The following is a 10,567-nucleotide window of genomic DNA, read 5'->3' on the forward strand; positions in this document are numbered from 1 at the left end:
CATGACCAAAGAACAGATACAAGACTTGAGGGACAGAGTAGGGTCCTTGAGGAGGCATCTTTGACATTGATGCCAAAAAATCCGAAATAGCGGACAAGACAGAAATTACCCTACAGCCTGATTTTTGGGATGATCCAAAGGCTGCTGAGAAAATCATGCTCGAAATCAAGAATATCAAAGTATGGACCGAGCATTTCGACGATGTATCGGCGGTAGTCGATGATGTCGGTGTGATGTATGAATTTTTTCAATCCGGTGATGCGAGCGAACAAGAAGTAAACGAGCAATACGAGCTCGCGCTTGAGCAAATGGAAGAGCTGGAATTTAAGAATATGCTCAGTTCGGAGGAAGATCAGCTCGACGCTATTTTACAAATAACGGCCGGAGCTGGCGGTACAGAGTCGTGTGATTGGGCTTCGATGTTGATGCGCATGTATATCATGTGGGGCGAAAAGCATGGCTGTAAAGTCGTTGAACAGGATTATCAAGAAGGTGAAGTTGCTGGTATAAAAACAGTGACATTACAGTTTTCTGGAAATTTTGCCTACGGTTATTTAAAGGGGGAAAATGGTGTACACCGTTTAGTACGAATCTCTCCATTTGATTCGAATGCGAAAAGACATACGTCCTTCGCCTCCGTATATGTATATCCTTTGGTGGATGACGATATTGAGATTGAGGTGAAAGACGCCGATATCGAATGGGATACTTTTCGATCGGGTGGTGCTGGAGGGCAGAACGTGAACAAAGTCGAGACAGCTGTCCGCCTACACCACAAGCCGACAGGTATCATTATTAAAAATCAGGAATCGCGTTCGCAGCTTCAAAATAAGGACAACGCTATGCGTTTGTTGAAGTCCCAGCTTTATGAGATCGAGATGCGTAAGCGGCAGGAAGCGACGGCGGTTATCGAGGGTTCCAAGAAAAAAATAGAATGGGGTTCCCAGATTCGTAACTATGTATTGCATCCTTATAAATTGGTCAAAGATCTCCGTACGAATTTGGAAACATCCAACACGCAAGCGGTGCTGGATGGCGATCTGGATGCCTTTTTGAAGGCTTATTTAATGGAGTTTTAAAAAGGAAGTTGCGCGCAGCTTCCCTTTTAAAATGCGTTTTTCCACATCATGCTCTCTACAGGGCGGATAGTCTTGTTGTTGTACTTGGCATTCCCCTTTGTGTTATAGAAGGTTTCTATATCGCCATCAACGACAAAATAAATTAACTGCCCGACAGGCATGCCGGCGTAAACCCGTACAGGCTGTGCTACGGAAATTTCCAACGTCCATGTATTGCAGAAGCCCACATCTCCTTTGCCGGCCGTTGCGTGGATATCAATTCCCAAGCGACCTGTGCTGGATTTTCCTTCCAAAAAAGGTACGTGTCCGTGTGTTTCTGTGTATTCGAGTGTAACCCCGAGATAGAGTGTACCCGGCTCAAGGACAAAGCCTTCTTCAGGTATTTCGAAATGTTCTATTTCGTTATGCTTCTTTGCATCGAGCACGCCGTCTTTATATGTGGCGAGGTACTTACCCAGATGCACATCGTAGGAGTTTGTCCCTAAGCATTTTCTATCAAAAGGTTCGATAACGATGGTACCGTTATCTATTTCTTCTAAAATTCTTTTATCGGATAATATCATTGTTTTTCATCTATTTATTTTTTCTTGTGGTCGATGAGAGCTCCTATAAATAACCAAGCTTGGAAGCTCATCGCAGATAATCATTACCCATTGTGTGAATGATTATTTACATCTCGGTTTGCATTACATTTTCAGTCCAATCTCCCGTAAGCGCTCATCCAAATACTGTCCTGCAGTGTAGTCTCTGTAGATCTTTGGATAATCTTCCGAGATACAGGAGTCCAGACTAGCTAAGCTCATCGTCGCCTTTGGGTGCAGGAAAAACGGTACTGAGTAGCGAGAAGTTGTCATCAATTCTCTGGGGGGATTAATCACACGGTGGGTGGTGGACTTAAGTTTATTATTTGTCAATCGTTGCAACATATCGCCCACATTCACAACAATATCTTCCCCCCGGGCTTTGATAGGATACCAAGCCCCGTCTTTGGTCCATACTTCCAAGCCATCTGCGCTAGCGCCTATCAGTAAGGTAATCAAATTGATGTCTTCATGGGCACCGGCACGAACGGCATCAGCGGGGATCGTGTCCGGATTGTCGATCGGGAAATAGTGGATCGCCCGCAAAATGGAGTTGCCGTTGATGACAAATTTTTCGAAATAATCTTCTTCCAAATCTAAATACGAAGCTATGGCTTTCAGCAAAGCACGTCCGGCATCTTCCAATTTTTTGTACACTTCGGCTGTCACCTCGTTGAATCGAGACAATTCTTCCACGATAATGTTATCTGGAAAATCCGTTTTCGAGTAATCTTCGTCCACGATAGTTTGTCCGCGCTGCCAAAATTCTTTTAAGTCTGGCGTATGGGCATCTTTTGCTTTCTCTTTCCCCTTGGAGGTATATCCACGTTGTCCGGCTAGTTCTGGAAACTCGTATTTCCGTTTGACGGCGTCGGGGAGATCAAAAAAAGCTTTGACGACAGTATAGAGTTCGTCTATCAATTCCTGGCTCAGACCGTGGTTAGCGATGGTTACGAACCCCGTTTCGTTAAATGCTTTTCCTATATTTTGTACAAATTGTTTCCGTTCATCTGCGCTACCCCGCGTGTATTGAAGCAAATCCAATCGGGGGATATTTACTAATGGCATGTTGTTTTTTTTCTGTAAAGATAAGAAAATTATACCTTTGCCTGACAGAAATGACTATTTTGAACCAATACTTATTTGAAGGCCTAGTAGCGATATGATAAAAAGAAGAGAACAATTTTATGAGGAATCGGGATTGACAGAATCAATGAGCATTCCCGTGCGCTTTAGCGAGGTTGACTCCTTAGGTATCGTATGGCATGGGCATTATATTCTATATTTTGAGCAGGGGCGGGAAGCCTTTGGTAAAACCTATGGTATTGATTATATGACCATACAAAAAGCGGGGTATACTACGCCTATTGTGAAATCTACTTGTGAACATAAATTACCGTTACGCTATGGGGATACGGCGCGTATTGTTACTTCATATGTCGATACGCCCGCTGCAAAAATGATTTTCCGATTTAAGATTTATAATAGTAAAGGCCAATTGGTCTGCCAGGGGGAAACGGTACAGGTGTTTTTGGACGACGCGGAAAATCTCGTATTAAGCATTCCTGCTTTTGTGTTGGATTGGAAAAGAAAGGTAGGTTTGCTGTAGTGGTATTTGAACCTGTATATATACACGACAAGAACTGCGTTACACCGTTGGGTTTTGATTACCTGTCGAACTGGAACGGGTTATTGCGAGGGATTAGTAGCATCGCCAGGAATGATATTGGTCGGGGAGAGTTTATCCCTGTGTCGAAATTTACCCTCGAGCAAGCTAGGAGGTTGTTAACACCTGCAGAGGATAGTACATTATTGGAACGGATGTTATTTACCGCCGCGAAGCCAATTGCGGAGAAACACGTACCTACCGCACGGACGGCGCTGGTGTTGGGGACGACAAAAGGAAACGTATCGTTTTTGAAAGAGAGGAGAACCGCAGATGCGCGGCTTCCGGTATTAGCGAGGAAGATGGCAAAAGCGCTTGATTTCCGGACCGAACCTATTATTGTGTCGCAGGCCTGTGTATCCGGTTTGCTCGCTTTATCAGTTGCTAAACGGCTGATCCAGAGCGGACAGTATGACGACGCGGTGGTTTTGGCAGGAGATGTCGTCAGTGAATTTGTTGTCTCTGGTTTTCAAGCATTCCAAGCGATGAGCTTAGATCCTTGTAGACCATATGATAAAGACCGAGCGGGCCTTTCTCTCGGCGAAGCCGCAGCTTGTATCTATGTTTCTAAAGTTCCGGGCGAGTTTAAGATATTAGGCGAGGCAGCGATCAGCGATGCGAATCATATTTCGGGGCCATCTCGAACTGGCGAGGGGCTTGTGCAAAGTGTTTTGCGCGCCGGAAAAGAAGCGAACATCGATATAAAAGATATCGATTTCATATCGGCCCATGGAACTGCGACGCAATATAACGATGAGATGGAGGCGATTGCCTTTAACCGGTTGGGGCTTCAGGACGTTCCGCTCCATAGTCTGAAAGGATATTTCGGGCATACATTAGGGACTGCTGGATTGCTTGAAACGATCATTGGGCTGATGTCCCTGCAATTCGGGACATTGATTCCCACCGTTGGCTTTGAGACGTTGGGTGTATCTCAGCCGCTAAATATTATCCAACGCATGTCCCGTATTCCCAATGAAGCAAGAAGCCGATTGTTGAAAACTGCTTCCGGTTTTGGGGGGGCTAATGCAGCGATGATCATAGAAAAAACAACAGCTGCGCGCACGGGGTAGCCGTTGTGTCTTCGTGTGAAAAGGGAAGTATCGACGGTTTATTTGAATGCGTTCATCCTGAGGTAGCTACAAGGCCTGTGTGGGTATATCCTATAATCAGAATAATGGGCGAAACAGATTATTGGACTTTCGGATAATGTTCTCCGTTCTAGGACAATGGTGGTATTTATATTTTAACTGAATAGAACAAGTATAAATCCAATCAATGCAGGGATCCCTTGTTTGAAAAATATACTTTTATCAGCTGTGATCGCCCCAAAAGCGGCAGCGACGATAATACAGCCAAGAAAAAATAACGCGATATTATGTTGCCATATATTCTCTGATATGAATAAGGACCAAATAAGACCCGCGGCGAGAAAACCGTTGTAGAGTCCCTGATTAGCTGCTAATCCTTTTGTTTCTTGAAATAAATGAGGAGGCAAAGACTTGAATGTTTTCTGTCCCTTAGTCTCCCACGCAAACATTTCAATCCATAAAATGTATAGATGTTCAATTGCTACGATAGCAATACTAATTTTTGCGATAATTCCGAGCGTTCCTTCCATTAGTACATTGATTATTACAACAAATTTAAAAAAACAATTTATAAACGCGATATCCTCAAATGAAAGCTTGTCTGTTGCACCGCTAAGCAAATTTTTCTATGTTTGAAGGAAGAATCACTGCGGCATGCTAGAAAAAATTAACATACAGAAAACCTGTATTATTGAAGGACATCAGATTGTGGTCGATGATAAACTGGTTTGGTCAGGCGCAGAGGTGCTGCCGTTCTCTGATTTTGCGAAAGAAGCTTTTCTTCAGTTGAAAATTGACTATCCGAAGTTCTATAAGATGGATGCGCTGAGCAAGTTGGCTTTTTTGGCTGCAGAATATATTTTACAAGGAGAAGATACTGATGAGCTTGCACTTGTCTTAGCAAACAAATCCGCTAGTTTAGATACCGATATAAAGCACCAGAAGAGCATACAAGATGCGGATCATTTTTATCCTCGACCAGCCACCTTTGTTTATACGCTCGCGAATATCTGTGCAGGCGAAATAGGGATCCGTCACGGCTTACAGACAGAAAATGCTTTTTTTGTGGCGGAGGAGTTTCCAAAGGAAACCATTTATAGCTATGTCGATTATCTCTTAAAGTCCGGTAAGGCTAAACGGGTCTTATGTGGTTGGGTGGAATACTTTCAAGAGGAGTATCGGGCATTATTGTACATTTTTTAGGCTTAAAACAAAGCATTTTCAGTAAGTTTGAATTTATTTTGTAGCGCAATGACAGCATTAAACGAAGAGCTAAAACGAAAAATTATTGACGTACTCAATCTAGAAGATATTACGCCGACGGATATAAAGGATGACGAGGCTTTATTTGACGAAGGGTTAGGATTAGACTCTATCGATGCATTGGAACTGATCGTATTGATGGACAAAGACTACGGCATCAAACTGACGGATCCGAAACTCGGTAAATCTATTTTTCAATCTATTGAAACGATGGTCGCCTATATCTCGGAAAATAGAACGAAGTAAATGAGCAGCGGGAGCATTGCGGTTACCGGTATAGGCCTTATTTCTTCGATTGGCAGTACAGTTGAAGAGAACCTGCAGGCTATCGTAGCAGGCAAGCACGGCCTTTCACGGGTAGTAAACTTCCCCACACGGTTAAGGGAACATATTTGGGTAGGCGAGATAAAGCGTAGTAACGACCAATTGTCGGACAATTTGGATTTACTGCGGCCTCATGCCTTTACGAGAACCGGCCTTTTAGGAGCTTTTGCTGCCCGTCAGGCTTTGAAATCAGCAAATATCAACGATGTTAACCAGCTGCGCACGGGATTCATATCTTCGACCAGTGTGGGTGGTATGGATTATACGGAGCGATATGGCTCGACCTATCTTACATCGTCCGAATGGCATCGTTATATCCCTTCGCATCCAGCGGGCGATTCCTCGCATAAAATAGCGAAATATCTGGGAATTAAAGGTTTTGTGACCACCGTAAGCACGGCCTGTTCTTCGGCTGCAAATGCCATCATGATGGGCGCCCGTCTGATTCACGCTGGTCGTCTGGATCGGGTGATCGTAGGTGGAGCGGATGCATTAAGCAAGTTTACCATTAATGGGTTTCACAGCCTGTTGATTTTATCGGATGAACCTTGCCAACCTTTTGACAAGCAGCGTAAGGGGCTGAACCTTGGAGAGGGCGCAGCGTACCTTGTATTAGAATCTCAAAAATCGGTAAAGCAGGGCAGTAAAAACGTATTGGCCTACCTAACGGGGTATGGTAACGCTAATGATGCGTTTCATCAAACAGCATCCTCCGACGACGGTGAAGGCGCTTTTTTGGCGATGAAGAAGGCATTAGCCGTTGCGCAGTTACGACCACAAGAAATTGATTACGTCAATGTGCATGGAACGGCTACACCGAACAACGATTTGTCGGAAGGGCGGGCCATGCAACGTATTTTTAAAAACGAGATTCCGTCTTTTAGCTCAACGAAGCCTTTTACAGGTCATACCTTGGCTGCGGCGGGTGCCATCGAAGCTGTGTATAGCATTTTGGCATTGCAACAGAATCTGGTATTTCCGAACCTTCATTTCAATACTCCGATGGAAGAATTCGATATGATACCGCAGACAACGATACAATACCGATCGGCGTCTCATGTGCTCTCTAACTCTTTTGGGTTTGGGGGTAATTGTTCATCTCTTATTTTTTCAAAAGCTTGAAGAGACGCGTATTCATAAACGGGATTGGCACAGTGACGACGCAGGGGGTGTGGCGACCGGATTTTTTTTCAGAAGCACGGGAAATCGACCAGGCTATTACCACTGCTGATCAACCGTCGTATAAAGGGTTGGCTTCGCCAGCGGCGATCCGTCGTATGTCGAGAGGAATGAAGATGGGTATGTATGCCGCGCAACAAGCGTTAGGGGAGACCGCTGTGACAGTACCGGATGCCATTATTACCGGAACTGGGCTGGGGTGCTCCGAAGATTCGGATAAATTCCTCCGTAGTATGTGGGAAAACGACGAACAATTTCTCACACCAACATCTTTTATCCAATCTACGCACAATACCGTCGCTGCCCAGATCGCGCTCCAGCTGTCCTGCAAAGGATACAACGTAACACACGTAAACGGAGCAAGTTCGTTTGAATCGGCTTTGTTGGATACGCTATTGTTGTTAACATCTGGAGAGCATAAAAATGTGTTGCTGGGAGGAATAGATGAGATCGCCGAACAAACCTATGCTTTTCTGCAAGCTGCAGGATATATCAAAGCGAGTGGTCTGCGGGAAACGGTTAAAAACAGCCTGTCCCCGGGGGTTAATTATGCAGAAGGGGCGCAGTTCTTTTCCATGGGCGTTGATCAAACAGAGACCTCGTATGGGGAAGTCGTGGATGTTGCTTTACAAAATGAGCTGGATATACCGGAGGCAGGATCCTTCTTACAGGATTTTCTGACAACAAACGATATCCAACCAACGGCTATCGATGCGGTAATCCTCGGTTACAATGGTGATGAAAACGATGACTTGTTTTACAATGCGTTGCAACAGGAGCTTCCCTTGACAACACCGCTATATTATAAACATCTCAGTGGACAGTTTGATAGCTGTTCGGCTTTTGGATTGGCCGCCGCTGCTTTCATATTAAAATATCAAACCATTCCACCCGTTCTGTATTGGAACGAAAAAAATCCAGCTAAAACAACGTGGAAAAATATCCTGATCTATAATCACTATCGGGGTAAAGATCATACCCTTGTTCTTGTCCGGACATGTTAAAGCATAAGATACTATACCCCTTGTTTCTGGTGGCGGGATTTATCACGATGCTCATCGGCATCTTTGGATATTCTTTTGCCTGGTTCCTGACCGTTTTACTGTTGTCGATCGGTTTGACTGCTTGGGGATCCTTTGATATCCGTCTAGGATATTTTACACCTACTTTTTTCCGGAAGAAATACACCGCAGAAGGACGGGTCGCGTTGACTTTCGATGATGGCCCTTCTCCCTATACGGTCGAAATACTCCAATTATTGAAAGCATATCAGTTTAAAGCGACCTTTTTCTGTATCGGAAAGGAGTTGTCGGTGTATCCGCATATTGCCAGGATGATTATCAACGAAGGGCATACCATCGGTAATCATACCTACAGTCATCCTAAAAATTTTGGTTTTTTAAAAGAAAGAGAAGTTGTTACAGAGTTGGAGCAATGTAATGTTATTATACAACAAATCGTAGGCAAAAAGCCACAATTTTTCCGTCCGCCGTTTGGGGTAACTAATCCATCCGTAGCCAAAGCCGTCCAATACACGGCACAGCAGGTCATCGGGTGGAACAATCGCTCGTTAGATACGGTGATAGGAGATGATGATAAAATCTATCGTCGGGTGCGCCAAAAGTTGAAAACTGGGGATATTATCCTTTTTCATGATACCTCACAACGTACGGTCGATACCCTAAAACGGTTGCTACCTTATTTAGAGAAAAAGGGATATATATCGGTTTCTGTAGATGATTTGTTAAATTTGCAGGCATATGAAGATTAAACTGCTTTATCTTTTAGTGTTTTTGATGCCTCTTTGTGGACAGGCACAAACGCGAGAAATGACGGCGAACGAACGGGCCAGCTTCCAACAATCGCTGCAACAGCTTTTAGAGGTCAAGACCGTATCGGCAGATTTCGTGCAATTCAAGCACCTTAGTTTTATGAAAAAGCCGGTGGAGTCGTCTGGAAAGCTGTATGTAAAACATCCCGATAAATTGAGCTGGGCATATACGGCACCTTTTCAGTATAAGATGGTGTTCAAAGACAATAAAATCTACATCGATGATCAGGGGAAGAAGCAGACGATTCATATCGGAAACAGCAAGAACTTTGAAAAAATAAGTACGTTGGTTTCTTCCAGCCTGCGGGGGGGTATATACGATGAGAAGGAATTTTCGGTTTCCTACCTCAAGCAGGGCAACGCTGACATGGTGCGTTTAACACCCAAATTAGCAGGCGCGAAAAAGTATATTAAAGAGATTGTACTGTTATTTTCGCCGAAAGATAAACACGTCGAGGAGGTGAGACTTGTCGAACCCTCCAACGACTATACACGTTTTGTGATAAAGAATAGAAAAGTAAATACAACGATTGATGAATCGATTTTTAACCTGTAGTTTTTTCCTGCTGTTGTTCTCTGTTTCTTGTGGCACATACCGCTATCCAAATGCCTCGGGAATCCGCGAATCCGTAACGCAGGAATTGAATAATTATTATATCGATACCGCGCAGACATTTGTGTATCGGGCGAAACTGCATGTCTTTAAAAAAGATATGAATGGGAACTTGATCGTCAAAACCTTGACACGGAACGAACATCGCGTAGCATTGGTGAGTGACTTTGGTCAAACCTTGTTTGATGTAAGTCTATCGCCGGATCGATATGAACTACATTACGCGATGCACGATTTAAATAAACGCACGGTAGTGAGGGAAATCGTCGATATCTTCCGTACGATGACAACACAACGCCATTCCACATCGGCCGTTATGTTTGCGAATCAACAACATTATTACCCCGTGTATGTGGTCGATAACTGCTATTATGTACTAAAAGAGCGTAGGGTAGAGCGGATCCAGCAGGCCAGGGGTACGAAAGAGCATTTAGCGATTATTTATCGCGAATGGAATCCAGAAGATATTCCCACAAGCATTGCGATAGAACATAAAAAGTTTCCCATAACAATAAATCTGACATTGGACCCAGATCAATCTACCTTATAGAACGAGTAATATGACCTTGTTGCCGGATTTTTATCATGTAGAGCATATACGATCTTTATCGAACAATGTATATGTAGCGGAGGTGCGTCTGAACCCGGCCCATCCGATATTTGACGGTCATTTCCCGGAGAATCCAGTTGCTCCCGGGGTGTGTATGATGCAGATCGTGAAGGAACTCACAGAAACGGTCGAGCAAAAAATACTTTTCTTAGTGCGTGCTTCCAATGTGAAATTCACCGCGTTAATCAATCCCGAAAAAAACGCTCTTTTGCAATTTGAATTTGAAATCTCCTACGATAAGGAGGGGCAAGTAAAAGTCAAGAATACCACGACCTTTGGAGAAACCATGGCACTCAAATTGACGCATACGTATAGGGTCCTATAGGAAAA

14 protein-coding genes are annotated in these 10,567 nt (G+C 44.0%); 11 read left to right on the forward strand and 3 right to left on the reverse strand.

The window, feature by feature from the left end; translation table 11 throughout:
* Position 1: 1 nt before the first annotated feature.
* Positions 2-1,079, forward strand: a protein-coding gene (gene prfB / locus H8B17_RS01925) for a peptide chain release factor 2 (RefSeq protein ID WP_190307480.1) whose coding sequence is annotated in 2 segments (ribosomal slippage) — positions 2-61 and positions 63-1,079 — 1,077 coding nt in all. Because the reading frame shifts where the segments join, the coding sequence is not laid out codon by codon here.
* A 26-nt stretch (positions 1,080-1,105) separates the two neighbouring features.
* Here the strand turns inward: prfB and dcd are convergent.
* Positions 1,106-1,642, reverse strand: coding sequence for a dCTP deaminase (dcd, locus tag H8B17_RS01930; RefSeq protein ID WP_190307481.1), 537 nt, complete (start codon positions 1,640-1,642; stop codon positions 1,106-1,108).
* Positions 1,643-1,765: 123 nt separating this feature from the next.
* Positions 1,766-2,728 carry an isopenicillin N synthase family dioxygenase gene (locus H8B17_RS01935; RefSeq protein ID WP_190307482.1) on the reverse strand — a complete coding sequence of 321 codons (963 nt, stop codon included), beginning with the start codon at positions 2,726-2,728 and terminating at the stop codon, positions 1,766-1,768.
* 94 nt (positions 2,729-2,822) lie between these two features.
* Between H8B17_RS01935 and H8B17_RS01940 the strand changes: the two genes are divergently transcribed.
* Both H8B17_RS01940 and H8B17_RS01945 read left to right on the forward strand, forming a co-directional pair.
* Positions 2,823-3,269 (forward strand): acyl-CoA thioesterase, encoded by a 447-nt coding sequence (locus tag H8B17_RS01940; protein WP_190307483.1) that lies wholly within the window; start codon positions 2,823-2,825, stop codon positions 3,267-3,269.
* Complete coding sequence (locus tag H8B17_RS01945; protein ID WP_190307484.1) at positions 3,242-4,399, forward strand: beta-ketoacyl-[acyl-carrier-protein] synthase family protein; 1,158 nt, start codon at positions 3,242-3,244, stop codon at positions 4,397-4,399. Before H8B17_RS01940 ends, H8B17_RS01945 begins: the two co-directional genes overlap by 28 nt.
* 173 nt (positions 4,400-4,572) lie before the next feature.
* Here H8B17_RS01945 and H8B17_RS01950 read toward each other — a convergent pair whose 3' ends face one another.
* Positions 4,573-4,947, reverse strand: a complete 375-nt coding sequence (locus tag H8B17_RS01950; protein WP_190307485.1) for a DUF1304 domain-containing protein — start codon at positions 4,945-4,947, stop codon at positions 4,573-4,575.
* Positions 4,948-5,071: 124 nt separating this feature from the next.
* Here H8B17_RS01950 and H8B17_RS01955 point away from each other — a divergent pair, with 124 nt between their 5' ends.
* The 8 genes from H8B17_RS01955 to H8B17_RS01990 are packed head-to-tail and all read left to right on the forward strand — an operon-like array spanning position 5,072 to position 10,562.
* Positions 5,072-5,620 carry a 3-oxoacyl-ACP synthase gene (locus tag H8B17_RS01955; protein WP_190307486.1) on the forward strand — a complete coding sequence of 183 codons (549 nt, stop codon included), beginning with the start codon at positions 5,072-5,074 and terminating at the stop codon, positions 5,618-5,620.
* 48 nt (positions 5,621-5,668) lie between these two features.
* Entirely contained in the window at positions 5,669-5,926 is a 258-nt protein-coding gene (locus tag H8B17_RS01960) for a phosphopantetheine-binding protein (RefSeq protein WP_190307487.1), read from the forward strand.
* The gene (locus H8B17_RS01965) at positions 5,927-7,126 is read left to right on the forward strand and encodes a beta-ketoacyl-[acyl-carrier-protein] synthase family protein (protein ID WP_190307488.1); all 1,200 of its coding nucleotides are present in this window, start codon (positions 5,927-5,929) and stop codon (positions 7,124-7,126) included. It abuts the gene before it with no gap.
* A complete protein-coding gene (locus tag H8B17_RS01970; protein WP_190307489.1) occupies positions 7,123-8,187 on the forward strand; it encodes a beta-ketoacyl synthase chain length factor in 1,065 nt (354 codons plus the stop codon). Before H8B17_RS01965 ends, H8B17_RS01970 begins: the two co-directional genes overlap by 4 nt.
* Positions 8,181-8,954, forward strand: coding sequence for a polysaccharide deacetylase family protein (locus H8B17_RS01975; RefSeq protein ID WP_223816299.1), 774 nt, complete (start codon positions 8,181-8,183; stop codon positions 8,952-8,954). Before H8B17_RS01970 ends, H8B17_RS01975 begins: the two co-directional genes overlap by 7 nt.
* Positions 8,944-9,570 (forward strand): outer membrane lipoprotein carrier protein LolA, encoded by a 627-nt coding sequence (locus H8B17_RS01980; protein WP_190307490.1) that lies wholly within the window; start codon positions 8,944-8,946, stop codon positions 9,568-9,570. Before H8B17_RS01975 ends, H8B17_RS01980 begins: the two co-directional genes overlap by 11 nt.
* A complete protein-coding gene (locus tag H8B17_RS01985) occupies positions 9,548-10,177 on the forward strand; it encodes a hypothetical protein (RefSeq protein ID WP_190307491.1) in 630 nt (209 codons plus the stop codon). The genes H8B17_RS01980 and H8B17_RS01985 overlap by 23 nt, the downstream gene beginning before the upstream one ends.
* Positions 10,178-10,187: 10 nt before the next feature.
* A complete protein-coding gene (locus tag H8B17_RS01990; RefSeq protein ID WP_190307492.1) occupies positions 10,188-10,562 on the forward strand; it encodes a hotdog family protein in 375 nt (124 codons plus the stop codon).
* The last annotated feature ends 5 nt before the right edge of the window (positions 10,563-10,567 follow it).

This window comes from Sphingobacterium arenae, assembly GCF_014692505.1.
GTDB classification, from domain to species: Bacteria; Bacteroidota; Bacteroidia; order Sphingobacteriales; family Sphingobacteriaceae; genus Sphingobacterium; species Sphingobacterium arenae.

Bases quoted from the DNA above. Each gene is read 5' to 3' on its own strand.
- dcd (WP_190307481.1), bottom strand. From the start codon at position 1,642: ATGATATTATCCGATAAAAGAATTTTAGAAGAAATAGATAACGGTACC.
- H8B17_RS01935 (WP_190307482.1), bottom strand. From the start codon at position 2,728: ATGCCATTAGTAAATATCCCCCGATTGGATTTGCTTCAATACACGCGG.
- H8B17_RS01940 (WP_190307483.1), top strand. From the start codon at position 2,823: ATGATAAAAAGAAGAGAACAATTTTATGAGGAATCGGGATTGACAGAA.
- H8B17_RS01950 (WP_190307485.1), bottom strand. From the start codon at position 4,947: ATGGAAGGAACGCTCGGAATTATCGCAAAAATTAGTATTGCTATCGTA.
- H8B17_RS01955 (WP_190307486.1), top strand. From the start codon at position 5,072: ATGCTAGAAAAAATTAACATACAGAAAACCTGTATTATTGAAGGACAT.
- H8B17_RS01960 (WP_190307487.1), top strand. From the start codon at position 5,669: ATGACAGCATTAAACGAAGAGCTAAAACGAAAAATTATTGACGTACTC.
- H8B17_RS01965 (WP_190307488.1), top strand. From the start codon at position 5,927: ATGAGCAGCGGGAGCATTGCGGTTACCGGTATAGGCCTTATTTCTTCG.
- H8B17_RS01975 (WP_223816299.1), top strand. From the start codon at position 8,181: ATGTTAAAGCATAAGATACTATACCCCTTGTTTCTGGTGGCGGGATTT.
- H8B17_RS01980 (WP_190307490.1), top strand. From the start codon at position 8,944: ATGAAGATTAAACTGCTTTATCTTTTAGTGTTTTTGATGCCTCTTTGT.
- H8B17_RS01985 (WP_190307491.1), top strand. From the start codon at position 9,548: ATGAATCGATTTTTAACCTGTAGTTTTTTCCTGCTGTTGTTCTCTGTT.
- H8B17_RS01990 (WP_190307492.1), top strand. From the start codon at position 10,188: ATGACCTTGTTGCCGGATTTTTATCATGTAGAGCATATACGATCTTTA.